Origin of the sequence: Bacteroides fragilis (assembly GCF_019583405.1) — a bacterium.
Taxonomy (GTDB): Bacteria; Bacteroidota; Bacteroidia; order Bacteroidales; family Bacteroidaceae; genus Bacteroides; species Bacteroides fragilis_B.
The window spans coordinates 228,043-252,937 of sequence record NZ_SZUU01000002.1 but is presented as its reverse complement, the minus strand read 5'-3'; the positions used below and the strand labels follow the sequence as shown (position 1 = coordinate 252,937).

Here is a 24,895-nt window from a genome sequence, read left to right as displayed (position 1 = left end):
TGCTGAAACTGAGAAAAAACTTCATTGATAATAAAAAAGACAGGGTACACCGTTTGAAAATAAGTGTACCCTGTCTTTTTATTATTCTTCTACAATATCCAGCTCCTTGATGATGTGTGAGGCACCTGCATACTTATCAATAATAAATAGAGTATAGCGGATGTCTACTACTGCGGCACGTTGTGAAGAAGGCCGGAAAGCAATGTCTCCTGTCAGACCTTCATAGTTACGATCGAATCCGGTCCCGATCAATTGCCCTTTTCCATTGAATACCGGGCTTCCGGAATTTCCTCCTGTATTGTCTGTATTGACAATGAAACAAACAGGCATTTCTCCGTTTTTCATCGCGTAATGTCCGAAGTCTTTTGCATGATACAGTTGTTTTAGCTTTTGAGGTACTACGAACTCCCAATTATCCGGATCTTCTTTTTGCATTACCCCTTTCAGCGTTGTATAGTAGTTGTATACTGTCCCGTCGGCGGGCTCGTAGGGCAATACCTGTCCATAAGTTAACCTCAGGGTTGAATTTGCATCCGGGTAGATGGGCGTACCAGCAGCTTGACGCATATCCATCATACCCTTCACCCATACTTTATGAGCTGCATCATAGTTCTTATTGGCATCCTTCATGGCGAGTGCCGTTTTCAACAGTCCGTCTGTGATGGAATATTTAAAGAGAACCATCCAGTCTTTATCCAGTTTGTTAAGAGTGGGGTGAGCGATAAACTTGTTGAAGTTCTCTTTCGAACCGAAGATCGAGTACTTGAAGCAAGCATTGATAAAGGCATCCTTGTTTCCTTTAAAACGGCTGTCTATTACTTTGAAAATACCGATTTGCTGATCTTTCGGAATATATCCGGCATAGGTTTCCAGCATTTTCTTTCCTACGAGTCGTTCTACTTCCGGAAATGGAACAGATGCGAAATATTTATCCGCTTCTGCTTTCAGCTTATCGGTTTCTTCTTTAATCTTTGTTGCATTTTTGCTCTCAAGTGCTTTTTTCAATCCGTCAGTTGAAGGGATTTTCATGAAATCGAGTGCCGTTACCAATGCTTCGCTGATGGCTTGCTGATGATACATGGCATCATGACGGTGCGCTACAATCGAGCGTATCTCATCGAAAGCCTTTTGATATGAGTCATCGCCTTTCTCACGTCCCATTGTCAACAATTGTTCTTGTTGCTTTTCTTTGGTATCCAATACTTTCAGCCGGATCAGACCTTCGTTCATGCCGATGGCATTTTTCCAGTAATTAGCGGAGGAAGCATATTTGCTTGCATAATGTATGCGTACTGCCGGATCTTTCAGCATTTGTTCCATCAGTACAGCCTGCCGTGCTTCACGTACGTGGTGGCGCATGAAGTTGGTTGTTTGCATTCGTTCTTTTACTTCGTCGGCAATCATGTAGCGCCAGTTGCGTCCGGGAAATCCCATAACGAATGTAAAATCACCCTCTTTAACTCCTGCCAGGCTGATTGTCAAATGTTTTTTTACTTGCAAAGGAACATTGTCTTTAGAATATTCAGCCGGCTGACCGTTCTTGTCTGCATAAATACGGAACAAAGAAAAGTCTCCTGTGTGGCGTGGCCACATCCAGTTGTCGGTATCAGCTCCAAATTTGCCGATCGAAGAAGGAGGGGCACCTACCATGCGAATGTCACTGTAGACTGTCTTTACAAATAGATAGTATTTGTTACCTCCGTAAAATGGTTTCAGTTCCAGACGCGTTGCCGGAGTGATTTGGATATTTTCTGCTTTTGCAAACCGGTCGGCAACTGTTGCCAGATATTTGGGAGACAAATAATTGATGCCGTTGGGATCGTCATCCTTTTTAAGTTGTTCGTTTACATAAGTTGTCACGTCCAAGATACGGTCGATGAAGGTTACTGTCAGCCCTTTGCAGGGTAACTCTTCGTTTCGGTTCATTGCCCAGAATCCGTTTGTCAGATAGTCGTGATCTACACTACTATGCTGTTGAATTGCTCCGTATCCACAGTGGTGATTGGTCAGTACCAATCCTTCCGCCGAGATGATTTCACCGGTGCATCCGCCTCCAAAATGTACAACAGCATCTTTTAAAGCTATTCCATCAGGATTGTAGACTTCCTCTATGGGGATTTGTAACCCAAGATCCATCATGGCAGCTTCATTCTGCGCTTTCAGGTCAGTCAGCATCCACATTCCCTCGTCAGCACTGACGGCCAATGCCATCAGTGCAAACGCAGTAGATAATAAGTTTCTTTTCATCATTATTCAACAATCGTCATTTCGTTAATCAAATGTCCGCATCCTCCCAGCTTCTCAAGAATAAAGAGTACATAACGGATGTCCAGGTTGATACAACGTTGCAGGTTATTATCGAAATTGATGTCACCGCTCAGTGATTCCCAGTTACCATCGAATGCACAACCGATCAATTCGCCGTTCTCGTTCAGTACCGGACTTCCGGAGTTACCGCCTGTGATGTCATTGGTAGACAGGAAGCAAACCGGCATTTCACCATTGGGGAGTGCATAGCGTCCGAAGTCTTTTTTCTCAATCAATTCTTTCAGTTTGGCGGGTACTACGAATTCACGGTCTTCCGGATTCTCTTTTTCAAGGATTCCGTCGGTTGTTGTGTAGTATTTATAATATACACCGTCTTTCGGGCTATATGGCTTCACGTTGCCATAAGTCAGGCGGATAGTGAAATTGGCATCCGGATAAGATGGTACAGGCAATTTCATTTCACCCAGTCCGCGGATATATGTTTTGTGCAATAAAGCCAGTTCTTCCGGCAATTTTCCCATTTGTTCGGCCAGATTGGTGTATTTGTCATACTTGGCACGTGAATATTGAGTGGCTATATCTTTTTCGATTGCTTTTACAGTCGGTTTTTTGATGAATTTATCAAAGTTTGTCTGATTGGCCAAAATTGAAGTATCGTACATTGCATCTACGTATGCATTGTAGTCGCCTTTATACTCTTTCTCAATCACATCGTAGATGGCAGGGCGCTGTTCGGCAGGAATCATTTCTGCGTATAGTGGCAACAGGGCTTTGGCTACTTTACGGTCTACTTCGTGATCATAGTCTTTATTATGGATGTCGTTGAATACCTCTTTCAGCACTTTGATGTTAGCTTCAATACTTGAATCGTTTTTCTGTTCCAATGCTTCTTTCAGTTTGTCCATTACCATAAATGGGCTACCGAATTCAATACCGCCGAAAAATGTTTCCGTCAGACAGGTCTGTTGATATTTGATTGGAGAAGTTTTAGCTACAGCCTCGTCGATCTTTGCCACTACATTCATGTAGTCGGTATTATTTTTTTCTTTGGCAAACTTAGCGAATTTAGCTTCCTGTTCTGCTTTTGTTCCCAAAACATTGTTATCGATGATAGCTTTGTTCATGCCGATGGAGTTCTTCCAATAGTTGCTTGAACCTGCATATTTATTGGCATATTGAATACGTACTTTATCGCTGGCGTTCATCGCTTCTTTCAACACGTCCTGACGGGTTCCGCGGATACGGATACGGGGGGCATTGCTTGCCTCCATGCGTTCTTTCACTTCCGAAACGGTGAGATAACGGCTGGTGCTTCCCGGGAATCCCATGATCATGGCATAATCTCCCTCTTTCAGCCCTTTGATAGAGATGTTCAGGTGTTTCTTGGTTTTCAGGGGGACATTGGAAGCATTGTATTCTGCAGGTTCTCCATTAGCGTCAGCATAGATACGGAACATTGAAAAGTCACCGGTATGGCGTGGCCACATCCAGTTGTCGGTTTCACCACCGAACTTACCGATTGATGAAGGGGGAGCGGCTACCATACGTACGTCCGGATATACCTTCTTATAGAACATATAGAATTTATTTCCGGCGTAAAAAGGCAAAGCTTGCGGAACGATTCCTTTTTTCTCTTTCAAGTCGCTCTTTTCAAACAACTCCTTAGCCAGTTTATTAAGAAATGTACTGCTGAATGATTCTGATTCAGTGATTTCTTTAGCAGCTATTTTAGCATTTACGATATCTGTAATGTCTTCTATACGTTCGATAAATGTAAATTTCAGCCCTGGAGTCGGCAATTCTTTGTCTCTTGAGGTTGCCCAAAAACCATCTGTCAGATAATCATGTTCTACAGAACTATGTTGTTGGATGGAAGCGTATCCACAGTGGTGGTTTGTTAATATTAACCCCTCCGGTGAAATAATTTCGCCTGTACATCCTCCGCCGAAAATGCCTACGGCATCTTTCAGTGAGACTCCGTTGGGATTATACAAGTCTTGTGCTTCAAGTTTCAGTCCTTGTTTTTTCATCATATCAATAGAGTGTTGTTGCTGCATCAATTGCAGTAACCACATACCCTCGTCCGCCTTTGCGGAACAAACGGCCAGCGCAGTCAGCGCCAGTAAGTAAAGTTTGAGTCTGTTCATTAGTTTATAAAAAAATTAGAATGATTCGTTGTTTTACTATTTTAATCTATGATCAATTTGTTTTCTTTGATAGCGTCCATCACATTGGCCGGCGGCCGTTGGTTCATCAATTCGTTTTTCATGAAATCCATATAAGGAGCCACATGCCTGAAGAATTGATGATATCCTTTGCACAGATAGTTTAGCCCCGGTTCACCATTTGCTGTGCGACAAAAACGATTTTTGGGGCATTCACCATTGCAGGCAAATAGAAATTCGCACTCTTTACACTGGGTGGGAAGTGACTTTTGTTTCATTTGTCCGAAAGAGGTCTGGCGTTCACTATACATCATCTCTACCAGAGTTTGATTGTAGATGTTGCCCAGTTTGAATTCCGGAAACACGAAATGGTCACATGAGTAGACATCTCCGTTGAATTCCATTACGCCGGCGTGTCCGCATGTTTTTGCCATGGAGCATACTCCCGGTTGTTCACCTACCCAGTTGGCAAGGGTAGAATCGAAAAGTTGGATATAATAATTGCCTACATCTTTCTTTACCCATTCATCAAAAAGTGTACAGAGGAAGGTTCCCCATTGTTCCGGTGTGACGGAAAATTCGGCCAATTTTCCCCCTTCGCGTTGTGCCAGTGAGGCCAGATGACGTCCATCCTGATGTGGCAAAATGCGTTCCACAATGGGAGCGAACTGAATATAATGGCAACCTAATTCTTTGAAAAAGTGATAAAAGTCCAACGGATAGTCTGCATTAAAATCATTCACTACCGCCATGGCATTCCATTCTACTCCATGCTTTTTTAAAAGGTTGATGCCATTCATGACTTTTACAAACGAGGGTTTGCCAAGTTTGTTTTTTCGGTATTCATCATGAAACTCTTGAGGACCGTCTATCGAAACTCCTACCAGCCAGTTGTTTTCACGAAAAAACTCACACCACTCGTCGGTCAGCATGGTTCCGTTGGTCTGTATGCAGTTGTCTATGCTTCTTCCGCGAGCATATTTTTTTTGCAGTTCCATCGCTTTCTTATAGAAAGAGAGTGGACGCATCAATGTCTCTCCTCCGTGCCAGGTGAAGAGTACTTGTGGCATAGTTTGCGAGTTGATGTATTGTTCGATGAATTTTTCAAGCAGTTCGTCACTCATCACATGTTTGGGATTTTCTTGATAAAGCCGGGACTTTTCCAGATAATAACAATAATCACATGCAAGGTTGCATATAGCCCCTACGGGCTTGAGCATTACGTATAGCGGCTTGGCAAAGGGTGCGTAGGTAGTAGACATTTTCTATATTATACGATTACAATTTTACGAGTTAGCGGGCTGACCAATTCAATAACTCATTGACTATTTGTCAACTCTGAAAGTGCAAATTTAGATAAAGTAAATGAAAAATCCGTCCTTATATAGATGTTTATAAGGATTATTAAAGAAAAGAGTCTTACAAGTTTTAAATATTGATAAAATGTTTCATTTGCTTACGAATCCGTTGTACCTTTGTCACCGAAAAAGTTGTGTATCCTATGAATAAAGTATTGCCTTTTTTACTTTTGCTTTTTGTTTTCACTTCTTGTAGTCGTAAGTATAAGATTGAGGGCGCCTCTTCTGTAACCAGTCTGGATGGTAAGATGCTTTTTATTAAAGTGCTTCAGAACGGAGAGTGGCTCAATATTGATTCTGCAGAAGTGGTGCATGGATTGTTTTCAATGAAAGGCAAAGTGGATTCGGTAGTAATGGCCACACTTTATATTGGTGACGAAAGCATCATGCCTTTGGTGATTGAAAAAGGTAATATTCAGGTTTCAATTACAAATACTGAATTGGTTGCGAAAGGTACCTCTTTGAACAATGCCCTCTACGCTTTTATTGATAAAAAGAATTCATTGGATGTTCAGATAGAAGAATTGCAACGTAAAGAAGCCCGCATGGTGATGGATGGTGCCGACTTGGCTGATATTCATGAGCAATTGACTCACGAGGGCGATTCGTTAATGCAAGATATGAATGGCTTTATCAAAAAATTTATCTCAGATAATTACGAAACGGTTTTAGGTCCGAGTGTATTTATGATGCTTTGCAGCACACTACCTTATCCTGTTATGACTCCCCAAATAGAGGACATCATGAAAGATGCCCCTTATTCTTTTAAAAATAATAAATTAGTAAAAGATTTTATTACAAAAGCGAAATCAAACATGGAGCTGATTGAAGAGCATCAGCGCATGGAACAAAATGCAACTTTAAATCGTTAAACTTTAAGTTTTTTCCGTATTTTTGCGAAAAACTTAATGAAAATGAACACGCACTTACGATTTGGTTATCTTTTTGTTGTTTTATTTGGTCTTTTGGTTGTATCATGTCATTCGACACCGGATACAGTTGTATTATCATTGTCTCAAGCTGAGAGAATAATGGAATCTGATCCGGATAGTGCTATGACTATTTTAAAGCACATTCCAACTCCTGAAAGCCTTCATGGCAAAGCTCAAGCAGATTATAGCCTGCTAATGACTCAGGCTATGGACAAGAATTACATGAAATTTACTTCGGATTCCCTCATTAAATTTGCGGTTGGTTATTATGGATCTTATACTGAAGATATTGTATCCAAAGGAAAAGCTTTCTATTATTATGGAAGAGTGATGGAAAGTCTTGATAAAGTGGAAGACGCTATGAAATTTTATTTAAAGGCGAAAGATGTACTTCAAAATACTAAGCAGTTTAAATTGTTAGGGTTAGTGTCAGAAGGAATAGGAGATTTGAACAGAAGGCAAAAATTATTTGATGCAGCATTGAATGACTATAGATTATCTTTGGTTTACTATTCTGGTATTTCAGATTCACTTTGTATGACATATGCTAATAGAAATATAGGAAGGGCGTTTTTATATAAGAATCAAATAGATAGTGCATATTATTATTATGATAAGGCTTTGTATATTTCTAGTCAGAAAGAATATTCGGCTGTGGGATCTATACTTTTAGAATTGGGGGTTATTCATCGTTCTCAAGGGGATTATGTTGGGGCTGAATATTATTTTTTGTCTTTCTTGAAGAAAGAAAAGGATCAGGAGAAATTATATTCTGGATATTTAGCTTTAGGTAATTTATATTTATATATTGGCAGGTTGAAGGATGCAGAAATGTATCTTGCATTGTGTCTTGAGAATGCGAATTTAATAGTAAAGAGAGATGCTTGTGAGTGCCTATATGATCTGAAAAAAGAATTGAATGATTTTAAGAGTGCTGTTGGATATAAGGATATAGCAGATTCTTTACAAATAATAACTCGAGATATTGAAATTCGGAATAACATAGCGGACTTGCAGGGTAAGTATGATAGTGAAAAATGGCAGAAAGAAAGTTTGCAAGCCAGTATTGAGAAAAAGAACATTCTCTTGATCGGTTCGTTTATAGGCTTTATTGCTATATTGGTTATTGTATACATTTATTATAAATATCGAACCAATCAGAAGTTGATCAGAGATATTAGCCAAAGAATTCGTCAGAACGTTACCGAGATAGAAATGTATCAAGAGCAAATACTCAATTATAGAAACTTACAAAAAGAGACATTACGAGATTATCGAAATCAGATAGGAGAATTACAAGGAAAGGTGTCCGTTCTTGAAGATCAGAATAGAACATTATCTGTTCATTTAGTTGAGAAGAAGGGGAATATACCAGATAGTGATGATGGTGATCTTTATGCTATCTACATGCAAGGACTTCGTATACTACTAATGTTGAGAAAGAAAGAGGACATGGAAAATGCCTCTGATAAAAAACAACTTTTGGATGGTGATTGGGATAAGTTATTTCATCTATCCAATGCTTTACACAATGATTTCATTATACGTATTAAAAAGGAATTTCCTAATTTGACTAAGCATGATATCGAAATTTGTTGCTTGTTGAAATTTGGCATTACACATGAAGTTTTGGGACTCGCTTTTCTAACGACTTCTGAGTCGGTGACAAAGGCTAAAGGACGTTTGAAAAAACGATTAAATTTATCAGTATCCGATGATTTGGATAATTTCTTGCAGAAATATTAGTTCAATTTTATGCTGGTTGTCCGGGTATATGCTTCTGCTTGTTTGTGTAAATTGCTTATATATAGTAATTTATGTGATATTAACCCTTGCTGTATTTGTCCGGGTGATTTGTTTTGCTATCTTAGCCAAATGCGCTATATTTGACGAAACCAAAACAAATAAAATATGAAATTGCGTGTTATTTTATCATTGATTGTGGCATTGTTCATTGGACAATCCATGTATGCTATGTCAAATGAAGTTCTTCGTAGACCTATTATCTTGGATGGAGAGATTATAGAGGAAGGTAGCCGTTCTATCAACCCGCTTATTCCTATTTCTGCGGATATCGATGGTTCTACCTTATTTATTAAGTTCTCAAAGGCTATAGGTAATGTAGATATTGCAGTGAAAGAAATTACTGATGCTAAAAAAGAAGTTTATTCGTCTTCTATGGATGTAACAGCTGCCGGTCAGGTTACTTCGTTCTCTATTGCTGATTTAACTCCGGGAACTTATGTGCTTGAATTTACCAATGCAGCTGGTGGGTATGTATACGGACAGTTTACTGTAGAATAGTTATTGTAATGAAAAAATGCTATCGAACGCATATGCGGTTGGATAATCAAGAGGCTTTGTACTCTTACTCCTTACTGAAGGGGGATATAAGGTAAACCATACTTTCGAAATAAGAAGAATAGGAAAGTTATTCCTTGTTTATCACCTTTAATAAGCGTATGCATAATAAGATTCTAAGAGTAGTTTCACTTCTATGTTAGCATTGATGCAGCATTGGATTTGGACTTGTTTTTTTATATAGTACTATCATATGTTTTTAGTTTAATTGTTTAATACTTAAATGGTTGTTGTGTGCGGGGTGCGAGATGTATCCCGCACATTTTTTATCTATACTATACATTCTATATTTTTTATTCTGCCGATTTGTTACTGATTAGTATATAGTACTCCTCGTTTTCTTTTTCAGTGATAATTGTATACTTACTGTTTATTTCTTCTAAGATTCTTTTTAATTTGTTGATTGCGCTTGTCATATTGTTGGTTGGATCACTGTTTTTAGGCCAAAACTCTTTCTTTAATTCGTGTTTATTCACTCTGTAATTGGGGCTATTTAAGAAAAAAATTAATATCTTTTGTTGCTGATTAGGCATTTTGATCGGGTGGTTATTAAATAGGACAAAATCTTTTTCAAAAACAAATTGATCCTTGAATGATAACTCTTCTTTTATGGTAGAATTAGTTTGCTTTTCTGTTTCTACACTACTGCCGACTGGTATGGTTTCGATGATATGAGGTGCAGGCTCTGCTGTATCGGCTGCTGGTACTGATGTCTTTTTTCGATACTTTCTATGATACCGTATAAACAGAATGATGATGTAGATGAGAATCAGTTCCACTATTAAATTGATGTAGATATTGGTTTTAGGCATTCGCTTCCACAAAGTTGAGAAACTATAGTCGATATACATAATGTAATCTACATTGACAATTTCATTTTCTAAACGATAGATAATCATTTCTGCATTGTGGGGGATACTACTTAGGGGCTGACTCCATATTTCTCTCTGTAAATGTTTGGAGACAATAATACCGGTATTGATATATCCTTTTATCCCATTTTTGTCTAAATTTTCAACTATTAAGTTCTGTATGTCAGTACTCTGTAAACTGTCCATCATAAGTAAGCCTAATTGGCGTGCGAAGAATATTTCAGTATCCATGTCCTGTATTTTATGTTGATAGGTAAACAGGGTATCTTTTGAACAGAAAGTACGAGTTTCGTACATGCCTATCTTGTTGGGTGAGTTATTAAAACCGTTTAAAGGTAAATATTTGCTCTTCTGAATTGTATTGTTAATAACTGCTTCTTTCAGAACATTTTCGACTTGTGGCCTGAAAGTTTCTTTTTCTTTTTGAATAAGAGAGTGGATGATTGTATAGGTTGAAACACCTATAGCAATCATGATAAAAAGTATGATGGCCCCGATTACTAAAAATATTCTTTTATTCATATTGTCAGATCTTGTGTTGGTGCTGCAAAGTTACTTTAAAAGTTTTAATTTACCACCTTATTTGTTGTATTAATAATAAAACCAACTGCTATTTTATTGGAACTTAATATATTGATATTTAGACGTCATTAAATAAAATGACGTTATCAATAAAAGTGTTGACGTAGAATATTTGTGCGCTTCTATTCGCTAGCTTATCTTTGCTGATATTTATTAAATTATTGGCGAAATGAAAATAAAGATTTTAGCAGTATTAGTTGTTATTACAGTAGTTGTAGTCTCTATATTTATGAGAGAAAAGAGAGAAGATCCTTCATCATTGGTAATGATGAATATAGAGGCATTGGCGACAGGAGAAGGTACTTCACCTGCTATGTGTGTCGGATATGGTTCAGTGGTTTGTCCCAATGACGGATCCAAAGTACTATATTATTATTAATTAAGACCTATGAAATACTATCTGACATTTCTCGTTTTTCTATTGGCGTTTACTGCGTGCACTTCAGATTCTCCAAAAGATAGGATGTTATATGCTTCTTTTCCGAAAGAAGAAACATTGCATTCCAAGGTAATTCAGCTTGATTCAGTTTATATGCGTTATCCGTTTCGGATTCATGTATCCGGTGATCAGGCGGTCGTCTTGGATTTACATGGTAGTGATGTGTATTGTCATCTTTTTCATTACCCTGATTTCCACTATCTGTCTTCGTTTGGCAGGCGGGGAGACTCACCGGAAGAGATGCTTTCAGTAGAAACAGTGAAATGTATAGATGGTTCGTATTGGACTTTAGATGCCAACAAAGGCGAGTTAACTAGGTTTGAGTTTGTTTCGGATAGAGATTCGCTTCTGCGTGCAGAAGCGATCTCTTTCGATAAAGACAGCATTCTGCGTGCTCTTGATTTTGTTGCATTCAATGATACTACTTTTCTAATTCCCGACTATTCGGGAGATAGTCGTTTTTGCTGGGTGAACCGGCAGGGGAAGTTCTTGAAGAAAAGTGGGACAATTCCTTCTTCCAATGAAGAAGCCTTGAAGGAAGCTCGTCCGGCTTTGGCACAAGCTTGGCGTAGTTTTATCGACTACAATCCTCACAATGGTGTGTTGATTGCCGCTACTCAATTAGGAGAGATTCTTGAAATTTATAATCTTCAAAATGGTTCTCATAAAGTCTGTCAAGGTCCAAAAGGGGAGCCGGAATTTAAGTTGGCAGGTGGCTATGCAATTCCTGACGGGATCATGGGATTCTCGGATGTACAGGTTACAGATGATGCTATTTACGCTATTTTTCATGGACGCACATTTAAAGAGATCATGGCGCAACACCAGAAGGAAGGAAGAGCTACAGATGGTGGACAGTATATTTATGTATTTAATCTTGAGGGTGAACCTTTGTGTAAATACACCTTAGATCGTTATATCACAGGTTTCCATGTAGATGAAAAAAATAAGACTATTACAGCGACAGATGTTAATAATGACCAGCCCATTGTGGAGTTCCGCTTTAGTTAAGGTCAAGTGTAACAGGTTCGAAAAGGAGCGGGTAAAGCCGACTTGTCGATAGGGAAGCTATTTCCCCGCTCCTGACAACCTTTAGAAAAGGAGGTTTAACAGGCACAAATATAATAAAAAACTGATGGAAAACATAAATGAAGCATTTAGATTTTCTGCTGGAGGGAGCTGGCTCTTCCAAGAAAGGAGACAGAAATATACAAAACTACGTTAGTAAAAATGAATATATATATGAAAAAGAGAGTTTATGTGGCATTGAGTATTGCTATTGTTATTATGTCTGCTGGTTATAACATTTATCAGAACCAAAAAGCTGAAACAACCTTGTCTGATTTGACTTTAGCTAATGTAGAGGCTTTGGCCGATACAGGTGAAGGAGGTGGTGAAACCGTTAAATGTTATTGTAGGGCTTCAGATGGCAGATATGTTTGCTCCGCTCTTGGGAACCTGGCTTATTGTGGAGCTGATCCTTGTTCTAATCATGATGGAAATTGTCGTTAAACAAGTAGGTTAATAATGAACTAAGATTCATATGTGATAGTAAAAACATATGAATCTTAGTCTTTGAAATAAAGTTATTGGTTTATATTATGAAAAAAATAGCATTCTTGTTGCTTATTTGTTTTTTGTTTGCATGTAGTCGTCAAGCAAAGAATATTCCTCATTCTGGAGAGAGCCTGTTAAATAAGAAAATATATTTGGATTCGGTAATTGTTGATGCCAGTTATACCAGTGGTTGGGGAAATTTTTATTTAGTTGACTCTATTATTACGTTTGCTGATACATATTATTCTAAATTTTATGATTATAAGGCTAATTCTGGTGATTTTGTTGCTGAACATTTTAGAAAAGGCAATGGCCCTGGAGAATTAAATGAATTTATGTTTGCTTATCCTATTCGAAATAAAAAGGATCAGTGTTTAATTGTTGATAATTCAATAATGCTTCATTCCTTTAAACAACAGGATTATGAATTATTTCATCATGGACGAATTAATTTCGGTTGGAATGGAGTATGTAAAGATTATGACTCTCCGAGAGCTTATAATATGATGTATTTAACTGACTATGGAGTTGATTTCTACTATCTAAATGACTCTATTATAATTTTTCCTGTAAACTTAATAGATCGTTTCGTTTCGGAGAAAGAGATAGAATCAGATCGTTATGATAAATTGCACATTTTTGGGGAATTGAACGTAAATACTATGATGGTTGAACGTGTCACGGGAAAAATGCCGGAAATTTATCACGAAAAACCTATTCCGAATTTTGAATCTTTTCGTTTTGCAATGAGAGGAGATACTGTATATGTAAATCATTATGTGGATTCGTTGATTTATGTTTATTTGTATCCGGATGAACTTATTTATACTATGGGGTTTGAAGGTAGAGATGTTGATCGTAATTATACGCAAGCAACAGAACTTGACGAGGGGAAGACATTTATGAAAGATTATAAGACTGTTGGTTCAAGTGCTGGATTAGATTATGTACCTGAAACTAATATATTGATTCGAACTTATGTGAAAGAGAGAATTATAAGAAAAACAGGAGTGCAGTTGTATCAAAACTCAAATATGTTGGCTGATATAGATGTACCCAATTACTTTATGTTTCTTGGATACAATAACGGCTGGTACTATGGAGTACGTAAATTACCTTTAGAAACAGAGAATGATATACGTTTTGTTTTTTATAAATTCCGAATAGAATGAAAACTTTTTCATGTTTTATCACTTTTTTATTTGTGAATATCTGTATATGTTTTGGTCAGAAAAGTAAAGATGAGGTTATTTTTAATAAAAGAAGAGTTGACGTTGGCACTATTATGAATGACACATTACTGAAATGTTCTTTCAAATTTACCAATGTTAGTTCTCATGATATAAAAGTAAATAAAATCTATCGGTCTTGTAATTGCACTAAAGTTTTTGTTACAGATTCTTTACTGAGAACAGGAGAGTCATCTTATATATATATGATTGTAGATACATCTAGTAAAAATGGATATTTTGAGGTTGCTTCTGTGGTTCAGTTGAATACTTTACAAGAAAATTATGCATTAAAGGTGGTAGGGAATAAAAAAGATTAGAAATGAAATATTATAGCATATTGTTGTTGATTTCGCTTGTATTAGGGGTATGTTCATGTAAAAATCAAAATGTAGAAAGAAATCTTTTTATAGTTAAGGATTTGGTGGGCCAAAATCTTATGCTTCCCGATAGTTTAGTGTTTTTTAATATGGATGGTCAAAATATAGATGTTACAATTCCAAAAACTAAATATAGGATTGTAATGTATGTGGATTCTATTGGTTGTATTAGCTGTAAATTAAAGTTGGCTAAATGGAAACAATTTATTGTCGATGTTGATAGCCTGTCCGAAAAAAACACTTCTTTTCTTTTTATTTTTTATCCTAAAATGAAGAAAGATATTTTTTATGCACTTAAAAATGATAATTTTACTTATCCAATCTGTTTGGATTTGGAAAATACATTTTATGATACCAATAAAATTCCTGGTGATATGATGCTTCAGACATTTCTACTTGATGAAGATAATAAAATTGTAGCAATAGGTAACCCCATTCATAATTCTAAAATTAAAGATTTATTTTTGAATATAATTTCCGGCGGCCAATTTCATCCAGATGAAAAATGTCCTCAAACAGAGGTGAAGATAGATGCTTTGTCTATGGATTTGGGTATGTTTGATTGGAAGAAAGAACAAAAATGTATTTTTACTATACAGAATACCGGTAAGAATCTATTAGTGATTGATGATATCAACACTTCGTGCGGATGTACTACCGTAGAGTATTCAAAAGAACCGGTTCAATCAGGAAAATCGATAGATATAGTGGTAACTTATAAAGCTGAGCATCCGGAGCATTTTAACAAAACAATCACGGTTTATTGCAATTCGGAATCTTCGCCTTTGCAACTGAAGATAAAAGGAGACGCTAAATAAAGGTAAAAATATTGCCGGCTGACGATCGGGTTGTGGTGGACAAATAACCAAGGGGGGCGATTTTGTTCAATGGTTTATTTCTAGGAGTAGTTGGTAAACTTGCTGCAATTCATTGTAAGCCGGCTTTTTATGAAACATAGTATGATTGGGGTATCAGGAAAGAAGAAAATTATGATGAAGACCTATTTGCTTTGCGGATTATTGGGTGCTGTTGTCTGCTGTTCTTGTACGGAGAACAAGCGGCTGAAGTATGCTTTGGAGTTTGCCGGAGAGAATAGGGGAGAACTTGAGAAAGTTTTGGAACACTATAAGGATAGCGGGCTGAAACAGGATGCCGCACGATTTCTGATTGAAAATATGCCTCGTTATTTTAGTTATGAAGGGTGGCAGTTGGATACTTTAAAAGCAATTCATGCGGCTACAGTACATACGGATGGTTGGGTAAATAAGGAAGCTCGTAAAAAGTGGGAGCATTTCTCTTATCGGACTTTAAAAAGGGTATATGATGCTAAGGTAATTAGAGCTGAGTTCCTGATTCATCACATTGATCAAGCATTTGAGGTTTGGGAAAAACGACCTTGGAATAAATATTTGCCGTTTGATGATTTTTGCGAGTTGATTTTACCGTATCGGGTCGGGGATGAACCTTTAGAGGAGTGGCGTAGTTGGTATAAAGAGCGTTATGAATCTATATTGGATTCGCTCTACCAAGGGACAGATGTTGTGGAAGCTACTGATTGTTTGGGAGCCTATTTGCGTCAGGAAAAAGATTTCAGGTATAGTGTCGAGCTGGAACTACCGCATCTGGGTGCAGGATTTTTGCTGGCCAATAGGGTTGGAAGTTGTGAGGCTTCTTGTGATTTTACGGTTTATGTCTTACGTGCTCTGGGTATTCCCGCCGCTACAGACATTTATCATTATGGTCCCGGGAAAGGGGCCGGACATGTCTGGAATGTATTGAGGGATACAACAGGGGGATATGTACCTTTCTGGTTTATTCAGACTAAAGTGGAACGGGGAGGAAATGATAAACGTGAAAAAGGGAAGGTGTACAGGCACTGCTTTGGAGCGCAGCAGGAGAAGATATCGGGCATCCGGAGTGACCGGTCGGTTCCGTTCCCACTGAAAGATCCATATCTGAAAGATGTGACTGATGATTATTTTCCGGCAAACCAGGTTGAAATCGAAATTGATTCTCAGGTTAACAAGAAATACATTTGTTTAGGCGTGTTTACGTTGGAAGGGTGTATGCCAATAGATATTACATCGCAGAAAGGAAACAAAGCTACATTTACAAATGTGGAACCGGGCATTTTGTTTCAACCACTTTATTTTAATGGCCTTAAGTGGGTAGCGGCCGGATACCCTTTTCTTGTGGATGAAAAGGGAGAGGTGAAGTATCATAAGCCTGATTTTTCCAAAAAAGAAAGTATGGATCTGAATCGTAAATTCTTGTTACGGCAATATCTGAAAGATTATCTCAGTGCTGTGGTGGGAAGTAAGATAGAAGGGGCTAATCATTTGAACTTCTCGGATGCTTGCCTGCTGTATCAGATAGTAGATACTCCTAAGGTAAGCTATCAGGCAGCTTATCCGCCATCGGAAAAGAAGTATCGGTATATTCGTTACACATCACCTCCCGATAAGCCACTTCAACTGGCTGAACTACAGTTGTTCCGAAATTCAGATGATCAAGAGAAGCTTTCTGCGAAAGTTGTTGGTGGCAGTAATACTTTTATTGCGGATGACCGGTTCGATAGTTTAAAAGTGAATGATGGCGATGGGCTAACTTTTTTTCTCACCAAAGAAAAAGGAGCTTTTGTGACACTTGATTTAGGGAAAGCGGAAAAGATCGGAAAGATTGTCTATATGCCTCGTAACGATGATAACTTTATTCGGTTAGGAGATCAGTATGAGTTGTATTATCAGGATGGATTTAATGGTTGGATCTCGTTGGGTAAGCAAGTGGCTACAGAATTAACATTGCATTATGATAATATTCCCCAAAATGCAGTGCTTTGGCTCCGAAATTTATCAAGAGGAAAAGAGGAAACTGTATTTCGGAACGAGGCAGGCCGGCAGGTTTTCTTTGTGAAGTGGTAGAAAGATGAAAATATCAGACCATAAAAAGAAAGCTATGTTGATTTTCTTTGTCGGATATGATACAAATGCTCAAATGACCTGAATTTACTGCTTTTTGACCTGTAATTGTCCCTTAAAGCCCTTTTTTTTCTCAAACTTTGTGGCGTAAAGCTGACATAAAAGTTTGATTATCATGAAAAAAAGATTGAGAGTTCGTGGAATTTTATGGGGGATTTTATTGATAGCTGTATCAAGTTGTATAGAATCTGATAGGATTATGCATTATGCTCAATTTGAGCATACCATAAATTTGAAATCCGATAGAATACAGGTTCCTTCGGTGTTATTGTATCCACGGAGTTTAGTTTTATGTGATAGTAATCTGATAGTATTCAATGAAAAAATGGATACTATGTTTCAATGCTTCCATTTGCCGGATTTGACTTTTCAATATAGTTTTGGAACACAGGGGCAGGGACCGAATGATTTCGTTCTCCCTTCTATTACCCCTGTGAAATATCAAAAGAATGGATTTGTCATGTTAGACGGAATTAACCTGAAACATATTAGTGTTGAGAAAGATAAAGCTACCGTACAGACTTCGACTTTAAATTATGGATTTAATTGTTTTAATGACTTGATAAGTATTTCCGATAGCAGCTACTGTTGTAATGGCGGCTTTGAGAATGAAAAAGAATTTAGGTTTCTTTATCCTGACGGAAATCATGAATCATGGGGAGAATATCCCGAAACAGAGGAACGTTTCGGATCTGTTTTGGGCAGGAATCAAGCGTATATAAAGATGACCGTCGCCAAGCCTGATAAGAGTTGTTTCGTTTCGTTCTACCAACATATACGCCGTTTCAGAATTTATGGCCAGGATGGAAAACTAAAAAGAGATGTAATTTTAGATCTTTTCCCAGGACAGGAATGTCCGGAGGTAGATGATAATATGAGGCTTATACATCCTATATGTGTGTACACGACGGATAATTACATTTATTCGTTAAATCTGGATATGACAACAGAGGAAATAGGGAACCGGAAAACTACTCCTAATATCCAAGTATTTAATTGGGAAGGGAAACCACTCATACAATATAAACTCGACTGTTTTATTAACACTTTTGCTGTTGATGAAGTTGCACATAAGATTTATGGAGCTTTTGTGGAGGACGAAGATCATATTTATGTATTCAATTTACCCCAGTTATGAAATTGACAGCTTTGCTTCTTTTAAGTTTTTTATTTTGTGCTCAGGTTGTTGCGCAAGTTTCTCAACCCCACGGAGATCTTTTGCGTGGTGAGACGTATGTGATTGAAGTGCCTAAAGGATGGAATCGCCCTTCTGCTGTGCGTTCCTGTGGTGAACCTTTGAGGCGTACAAGAGAAGGGTATGAAACGACAAAGTTTATGAGGGTATATTCTAAGCGTAAAGATCGTTGTGGTTCTGTTTTGACTATTATAGAAGTACAAAACTGTAAATGTTATCAGGAAATATTTGAGAGGGACAGTGTTTCGGCATTAGCAGATGTTACTCGGGTAAAGGTTATATATAGATCGATTAATGATAGAAAAAAGATGATTATCTCTTCTTATAAAGCCGATCGCCATCCGGAAACTAATGAATTATCAGCGCTACAGAAAGTCGAATGGTATTTGCAAGGGAATAAATGCGTGTATTATATTAGTTTCTCATCCTGTTCTATGTTTCTGGAGTTACTTCCACAGGTCAAAGGGATTGTAGCATCGTTAAAGGAAATCTGAGCGGAATTGAAAATTTAGTATAGTATAAATATAGCATTTTATGGGTATTATGATAATGATTAGGAGTTTTGTATTTGTAGTTTTATTGGGGATAGTTGTAGGTTCTTGTCAGCAGGATAAGAAAACTGTAATTCATAGAACTGATGATTATACATTAGTAGCGAAGGAAGATAAATGTTTTCCGTTGGACAGTGAAACGGTTCAATTATCAGATTATTTACAATTGATCTATATGGATGGAAAACTGTTTTTTTCGTTTATAAATAACTATGATAACTCGATTGTACTGTATGATTACGGGACTGTGAAAAATATGGGTAAGATTAAGTTTGAGCAGGAGGGCTCGAATGGAGTTGGCAGTATTACTTCATACTTGTTTTTGAATAAAGATTCGATTTATTTGTATGATAGGATGACACGTTATCTGTACCTGACGAATGATAGTAGTCATGTGAAAGATAAGAAACGAATAGACATTGTCAGACGTTTGAAAGGAGATTCCATTTTTGCACCTTCTGAATTGTTTCCGCGTACAAATTCTCCTATTTTAAAAATAGGTGATGAATTATTGTTGTCCGGAACTCTTTTTTATGAATTTGAGGGTGAGAATGATTCAAATCGTCCTGTGATGGCTTTCTATAATTTGCAGAAGAACACTATTAGGTATTCTGATAGTTATCCATCTATGTATCATTCTGGAAATTGGGGGGGGAGTTTTACATATCGTTTCCCTTATTATACCTTGTCTCCTAATAATGAACTGGTTATTAGTTTTGCTGCCGATCATAATATAAGAGTACATCATGTAGACTCACTGCAATATCATGAGTTTTATGCCGGAACCAAAGAAGATATCGTTATTGAACCAGTTGAGAAAAGTCTTGATTTCGAACATTTTTCCCCAGAAGCCGATAGAGATCACTATGTCCATAGTTTGAATTATGGATGCATTCACTATGACTCATATAGAGAGGTTTACTATCGTTTGGCAGGACATCCAGACAGTAGTATTGATCCTAAAGAGGGGGTGCTGCGCAAACCAATGTCAGTGACTATTTTAGATAAGAACTTTCAAATTGTGGGAGAAACAATGTTACCCCAAGAACTTTATTTATTAAATCAATGTTTTGTCGGTCCGGATGGATTTCACATTCAAGTGGAGTCAGAGGATGATGATATAATGCGTTTTAAAACATTTGAACTATTAAAATTATGAGGAAACTGGATATAGTATGGAAATATTGTGATTATATCTAATGTGGGCTGTGGTGGATGTATTTCGGAGTCAGAGGCTTTTTTGAAAAGGAATACAAATGATAGTATCTTTTTTGTTTTTACGAATATTTCATCTTTGAAAGCATGGCGTTTAAGAATGGGGGATAAGCTTCAGCAGAAAAATGTATATGTGGACGAAAATAATGATTTCTTGTTTAACGATGAGCGGATTGATAGTCATCCTGTAGTATTGCAGGTTAGCAATCCTAAAAAAGTAGAGTGGGATTTTGGGGATCCAGGGAACAGTTTTGAACAAACTATCCATATCCACAACGAAGATTATTCTAAAATGATATCGAAAATATTCCTTTATTAACACGCTTATAATAAGTGTATTACGTCTTTATTCTGCACCGTTATCTAAGCCCGTGTACCCGGGCTTGTGGGCCTGTGTACCCGGGCTTATGGGCCCGCATACCTGGGCTCATGGGCACAGGTATGCGGGACGGGATAAAGAAAAGACCATTTTCACTAAAGATAGCAAGAAAAACAAAATACAATAATAGACATAAATAGATAAAAAACCAACTATATGTATGTGCATATCAGATATTTATAGCTTATTTATCCCTTAAAAACGGAGGTGGAAGATGGAAGATGGAGGTGGAAGATAAATGGCTTAAAAACACGATCTTCCACTATGCTATTGTATTGATTATTAATAAATTAAACTTAAAAAGGTGGAAGATGGAAGATCGAAATGCGTTTTTTGTAGGAAAGTGTCTTTTCACCACAGGATTGCACAATACGGAAACCTTCTTAATCTTTTGTTTCAATCATTTTTAAACAGGATCTAAAACATTTGGTAATGTTTTTACGAATAAGATGTGTTTATAATTTAAAATGTATTATTTTTGCGAGTATAGAAAAAATATCATAATATGTAGCCTTGACTAATATATGTGGAAGAAGTTGTTATTGTGTGTTTGTTTAATAACTATTTTGTGTTCTTGTCAGAAACAACATAGTGCTTATGCACCTCCTACGTTTCCGGAAGTAAAGAACATACATGCTCATCGTTTGTCGGACGAACTGCTGATCAGCTATCCTTTGGATATGGCTGTTAGTGAGGACTATATCTTTATATTGGCTTTGGTTGATAATACATGGTTGCAAGTATATGATAAGAGCACAGGCCAATTGCTTGGAAGTTTTGTAAGAAGGGGACAGGGACCGGGTGAAGTGACTACTGCAAACATGTGCTATTATGATGCACGTGAAAAGAACATTTCGGTGTATGATGAATCTTCTATGAAGTTATTGACTTATCAGTTTGATAAAGAGGATGATAATTGGGGAACATTGATAGAAGAACAGCCTTTTTATAATTTAGGAGCTACAGTACGCCGGGTGTGGGGACTTCGGGATGATAAATTTCTGGTGGATGGTCAGTTGGGAACAAAGTCGGATCAGCAAAAACGTTTTCAGATGCTGGCAGATGCCGAAGTGGTGGCTGATTACAGTGATTTTCCTATAGATACTCCGGAAGAACGTGCCGTTTGGTCATCGCCTGCAATTGCGGTATCTCCGGATTGTAAAAAAATGGTTGTGGGAACTTTATATGGAGGAGTCCTTGAATTATTTGATTTATCAAAAGGCATAGAATTAAAAGCAATCCGAAAATTTTATCCTCCGGTTGTGCAATATTTATCCGGAACTATCCAAAGCACAGGGGAGACTGTTTGGGGCTTCTCTGCGTTATGTGCCACGGATGAAAAGATTTATAGTGTATTTATAGGTGACAAGAATCCCAATTTATTCAATAACTTATCTGTTTTTGATTGGGACGGCCGGGAATTAATCAAATATAATACTGATTGCCTCATTCTGAGAATTTGTGCTTCAATCCGGGAACCTAATAAACTTTATGGGATTGCTTTTTCTAAAACCCGGGAATTTTATTTGGTCTCTTTTACTTTCGATTCTTGACGGGAGATCGTATTAAAATATATATGTAGATATGAAGAAAGAAGTTTGGATGAAAACGATGAAACGAATCGGAAACTGGATTGTGAATATCTGTTTCTATTCTTGTGTGGCATTTGTAGCCTGGATGGTATTACAGGTATTTTGCTTGACTTCTTTCAAGATCCCTTCAAACTCGATGGAACCGGCCTTACTTTCGGGAGATAAGATATTGGTGGATAAATGGACCGGCGGGGCACGACTGTTCAATATCTTTGCATCGTTACGGGGTGAGGACGTTCCTATCTATCGTCTGCCGGGCTTTGGCTCGTTTAAAAGGAACGATGTGCTTGTATTTAATTTCCCTTATCAGGATGGGAGTGATAGTATCGGATTCGATATAATGAAGTATTATGTGAAGCGGTGCATTGCTCTTCCGGGAGATACGTTGGAAATACGCAGGGGATATTATCATATCAAGGGGATAAAAGACAGTTTGGGGAATGTGAAGGCACAACATCGGATTTCTCGGGTCAGAAGAGAGGATTCGCGAGGGATTGTGATAGATGCTTTTCCGTGGGACGGACGTTTGGGATGGACCATTCAGGAGTTCGGTCCTCTTCCGGTGCCGGCAAAGGGGCAGGTAGTGAAGATTGATACGTTGTCCCGTTTACTTTATGGAAGATTGATTCATTGGGAACAGAAAAAGAGATTGCAACAAAAGGGGAATTCAGTTTGTCTGGGCGATAGTGTGATAAGAGAATATAAGTTTATGGAGAATTATTATTTCGTATCGGGGGATAATATGGAAAACTCAAAAGATTCCCGCTACTGGGGCATGCTGCCCGAATCATATATTGTGGGAAGAGCATTTACGATATGGCGTTCGGATGATCCTTTGCGTGAAAAAATTCGTTGGGATAGGGTATTTAAAAAAATAAAATGACGGAGATGAAGGTAGATTATATACATATTATACTCCGTGGGGGACTTTTGGCGATAGTGTGCACATTGCTGTCTGTGGTATGGGTAAATGATCCGATGCTTCCGGCAGGTGAACTGTCCGGACAATGGGCTTATCTGGCAAAGGCCGCTATGGGGGCTGCTACAGGACTTTTATTGTTGGCTTTTGTCTATTATAAAAAGAGGTATGATATGGGGAGGGATTTTTATCAGGTAGTTGTCTGGAGTCTTATAGCGTTGGCCGCTTCCGAGGCTGTTTATGGATTAAGACAACTTTATGGTTTTACTTCTTCCCATCATTCTCTATACTCCCTGACCGGGTCTTTTTTTAATCCGGGGCCTTATTCCGGTTATCTGGCCATGGTCTTTCCGCTTTGTCTGGATCAATGGCTAAAATTGCGAAAAAGGATAAATAAAAACTGGATCGAGTGGACCGGATATTATGGGACATTGGCAGTATTGTTTCTTATACTTTGTGTGCTTCCGGCAGGTATGAGCCGTTCGGCATGGTTGGCTGCCATTGTTTCCGGTATTTGGGTATATGGTGTACACAAGTCTTGGCCGGTACATCTGAAGAGGATATGGATGCGTAAAAAGGCAAAGATGATAGCAATTGCTTCGGCTCTGTGCATAGTCGTGCTGGTGGGGGGAGTTTGTTTGTTTTATCTGAAAAAAGATTCGGCCAGTGGGCGATTGTTCATGTGGAAAATCAGTACGCAGGCTGTTATGGAGAAACCATTTACAGGTTATGGTCAAGGAAATTTTGCATTGGCATATGGGACAGCTCAGGAAACTTATTTTGCGAAAGGAGATTATTCTCCACGTGAAGAATTGGTGGCAGGAAGTCCGGAGTATGCTTTTAATGAATATTTGCAGATTGCAGTAGAACAGGGAATTCCGATATTATCCTGTTTCTTGGCTTTTGTTGGCTTTTGCCTGTGGCGAGGTGTCGGATTGAAACGTATAGGTACATGTGGTGGAGTGATTTCATTGTTGGTATTTGCTTTTTCTTCTTACCCGATGCAATTGCCTGCTTTTGTTATTGCGTTTCTGATTTTATTGATGGCTTGTATTGCAGGACGCTTTCTTGCTTGGCAACTGGCTTTTGCTTGTGTATTGGGATTTTCCGGATATCATTGGAAGAGGGCAGATGTACATCAAGAATGCAGGAGTTGGGCTAACTGCCGCATGTTGTATCAGGCAGGTGCTTATCAAAGTGCAAAAGAAGGATACGAACGCTTGTATCCGAAATTAAAGGGAAGAGGGGCATTTTTATTTGAATATGGGCATTGTTTGCATAAATTAAAGGAGGCGGATGCTTCAATCTTATTATTAAAAGAGGCTTCTACCCGAAGTTGCGATCCGATGATACTAAATATTATTGGTAAAAATTTTCAGGAAAAGGGGGAATATGCTGAAGCCGAAAAATGGTTATTACGTTCCACTCATTTATTGCCGGGCCGGATTTATCCATATTACTTGCTGGCAAAACTGTATGCTGTTCCTGAGTATTTACAACGGGATAAATTACAGAAAATGGCGGAATTGGTCTTGACTAAAGAACCTAAAGTGCAGTCGACTGCCGTAAGAGAGATGAGAGAAGAAATTAGGAAGCTACTTGTAAATGTAAGTAACGAAAAAATCGTAAAAGGAAGAAATGTAAATGATTAATATGTTTTAAATGCAAAAAAAAGTCTGCTTTTTCTTTTGGCATTTTAAATATTAGCAATTATATTTAGGGTCTCGATTGAGGTTATTCCGGCTTTGGTTTCAATGCCGACTATATTTGTTCTCTGGGAAATAGGATATCAGATAAGCAGGTTTCTACCGTGAAGAGGAATGAGCATAATAGTGAGAATGGAGGATGAAATGCGATAGGATTATCTGATTTTTTACGGATTAATTGGGGTGAAATGTTTTTTGTCCACCTCTGTTAGTAACG

General features: G+C 37.9%; 21 protein-coding genes. 17 read left to right on the top strand and 4 right to left on the bottom strand.

The window, feature by feature from the left end:
* Positions 1–81 precede the first annotated feature (81 nt).
* The 3 genes from FDF36_RS05345 to FDF36_RS05335 are packed head-to-tail and all read right to left on the bottom strand — an operon-like array spanning position 82 to position 5,695.
* Complete coding sequence (locus FDF36_RS05345) at positions 82–2,247, bottom strand: S46 family peptidase (protein ID WP_220390881.1); 2,166 nt, start codon at positions 2,245–2,247, stop codon at positions 82–84.
* Positions 2,248–2,249: 2 nt separating this feature from the next.
* On the bottom strand, positions 2,250–4,415 hold the full coding sequence (locus tag FDF36_RS05340; protein WP_220390621.1) for a S46 family peptidase: 2,166 nt from the start codon (positions 4,413–4,415) through the stop codon (positions 2,250–2,252).
* Positions 4,416–4,456: 41 nt separating this feature from the next.
* Positions 4,457–5,695 (bottom strand): anaerobic sulfatase-maturation protein, encoded by a 1,239-nt coding sequence (locus tag FDF36_RS05335; protein WP_220390620.1) that lies wholly within the window; start codon positions 5,693–5,695, stop codon positions 4,457–4,459.
* Positions 5,696–5,934: 239 nt separating this feature from the next.
* Between FDF36_RS05335 and FDF36_RS05330 the strand changes: the two genes are divergently transcribed.
* The 3 genes from FDF36_RS05330 to FDF36_RS05320 all read left to right on the top strand — a co-directional run bounded on the left by FDF36_RS05330 (position 5,935) and on the right by FDF36_RS05320 (position 9,027).
* Positions 5,935–6,663, top strand: a complete 729-nt coding sequence (locus FDF36_RS05330; protein WP_220390619.1) for a DUF4369 domain-containing protein — start codon at positions 5,935–5,937, stop codon at positions 6,661–6,663.
* 42 nt (positions 6,664–6,705) lie between these two features.
* Entirely contained in the window at positions 6,706–8,469 is a 1,764-nt protein-coding gene (locus tag FDF36_RS05325; RefSeq protein WP_220390880.1) for a tetratricopeptide repeat protein, read from the top strand.
* A 165-nt stretch (positions 8,470–8,634) separates the two neighbouring features.
* Positions 8,635–9,027, top strand: a complete 393-nt coding sequence (locus FDF36_RS05320) for a DUF3244 domain-containing protein (protein WP_220390618.1) — start codon at positions 8,635–8,637, stop codon at positions 9,025–9,027.
* 350 nt (positions 9,028–9,377) lie between these two features.
* Here the strand turns inward: FDF36_RS05320 and FDF36_RS05315 are convergent, their stop codons facing one another.
* Positions 9,378–10,478 carry a helix-turn-helix domain-containing protein gene (locus tag FDF36_RS05315; protein WP_220390617.1) on the bottom strand — a complete coding sequence of 367 codons (1,101 nt, stop codon included), beginning with the start codon at positions 10,476–10,478 and terminating at the stop codon, positions 9,378–9,380.
* Positions 10,479–10,707: 229 nt separating this feature from the next.
* Here FDF36_RS05315 and FDF36_RS05310 point away from each other — a divergent pair, with 229 nt between their 5' ends.
* From FDF36_RS05310 to FDF36_RS05245, 14 genes are all read left to right on the top strand, one after another.
* Positions 10,708–10,917 carry an NVEALA domain-containing protein gene (locus FDF36_RS05310; protein WP_220390616.1) on the top strand — a complete coding sequence of 70 codons (210 nt, stop codon included), beginning with the start codon at positions 10,708–10,710 and terminating at the stop codon, positions 10,915–10,917.
* Between the two features lie 9 nt (positions 10,918–10,926).
* Positions 10,927–11,988 carry a TolB-like 6-bladed beta-propeller domain-containing protein gene (locus FDF36_RS05305; protein WP_220390615.1) on the top strand — a complete coding sequence of 354 codons (1,062 nt, stop codon included), beginning with the start codon at positions 10,927–10,929 and terminating at the stop codon, positions 11,986–11,988.
* A 231-nt stretch (positions 11,989–12,219) separates the two neighbouring features.
* Positions 12,220–12,489 carry an NVEALA domain-containing protein gene (locus FDF36_RS05300; protein ID WP_032529686.1) on the top strand — a complete coding sequence of 90 codons (270 nt, stop codon included), beginning with the start codon at positions 12,220–12,222 and terminating at the stop codon, positions 12,487–12,489.
* A gap of 89 nt (positions 12,490–12,578) precedes the next feature.
* Positions 12,579–13,706: a hypothetical protein gene (locus tag FDF36_RS05295; RefSeq protein WP_234168622.1), complete on the top strand. Its 1,128-nt coding sequence runs from the start codon at positions 12,579–12,581 to the stop codon at positions 13,704–13,706.
* The gene (locus FDF36_RS05290) at positions 13,703–14,083 is read left to right on the top strand and encodes a DUF1573 domain-containing protein (RefSeq protein ID WP_080714500.1); all 381 of its coding nucleotides are present in this window, start codon (positions 13,703–13,705) and stop codon (positions 14,081–14,083) included. The genes FDF36_RS05295 and FDF36_RS05290 overlap by 4 nt, the downstream gene beginning before the upstream one ends.
* A gap of 2 nt (positions 14,084–14,085) precedes the next feature.
* Positions 14,086–14,961 carry a DUF1573 domain-containing protein gene (locus tag FDF36_RS05285; RefSeq protein WP_220390614.1) on the top strand — a complete coding sequence of 292 codons (876 nt, stop codon included), beginning with the start codon at positions 14,086–14,088 and terminating at the stop codon, positions 14,959–14,961.
* Positions 14,962–15,102: 141 nt separating this feature from the next.
* A complete protein-coding gene (locus FDF36_RS05280) occupies positions 15,103–17,064 on the top strand; it encodes a transglutaminase domain-containing protein (RefSeq protein ID WP_220390879.1) in 1,962 nt (653 codons plus the stop codon).
* Positions 17,065–17,248: 184 nt separating this feature from the next.
* Entirely contained in the window at positions 17,249–18,259 is a 1,011-nt protein-coding gene (locus FDF36_RS05275) for a BF3164 family lipoprotein (RefSeq protein ID WP_220390878.1), read from the top strand.
* Complete coding sequence (locus FDF36_RS05270) at positions 18,256–18,810, top strand: hypothetical protein (RefSeq protein WP_005780249.1); 555 nt, start codon at positions 18,256–18,258, stop codon at positions 18,808–18,810. Before FDF36_RS05275 ends, FDF36_RS05270 begins: the two co-directional genes overlap by 4 nt.
* 40 nt (positions 18,811–18,850) lie before the next feature.
* Complete coding sequence (locus FDF36_RS05265; protein WP_259281369.1) at positions 18,851–20,026, top strand: DUF4221 domain-containing protein; 1,176 nt, start codon at positions 18,851–18,853, stop codon at positions 20,024–20,026.
* A 27-nt stretch (positions 20,027–20,053) separates the two neighbouring features.
* On the top strand, positions 20,054–20,401 hold the full coding sequence (locus FDF36_RS05260; RefSeq protein ID WP_234059052.1) for a hypothetical protein: 348 nt from the start codon (positions 20,054–20,056) through the stop codon (positions 20,399–20,401).
* 584 nt (positions 20,402–20,985) lie between these two features.
* The gene (locus FDF36_RS05255; protein ID WP_220390613.1) at positions 20,986–22,014 is read left to right on the top strand and encodes a BF3164 family lipoprotein; all 1,029 of its coding nucleotides are present in this window, start codon (positions 20,986–20,988) and stop codon (positions 22,012–22,014) included.
* Positions 22,015–22,045: 31 nt separating this feature from the next.
* Positions 22,046–22,936 carry a signal peptidase I gene (gene lepB / locus FDF36_RS05250; protein ID WP_044301888.1) on the top strand — a complete coding sequence of 297 codons (891 nt, stop codon included), beginning with the start codon at positions 22,046–22,048 and terminating at the stop codon, positions 22,934–22,936.
* Complete coding sequence (locus tag FDF36_RS05245) at positions 22,933–24,624, top strand: O-antigen ligase family protein (protein WP_220390612.1); 1,692 nt, start codon at positions 22,933–22,935, stop codon at positions 24,622–24,624. Before lepB ends, FDF36_RS05245 begins: the two co-directional genes overlap by 4 nt.
* Positions 24,625–24,895: the final 271 nt, after the last annotated feature.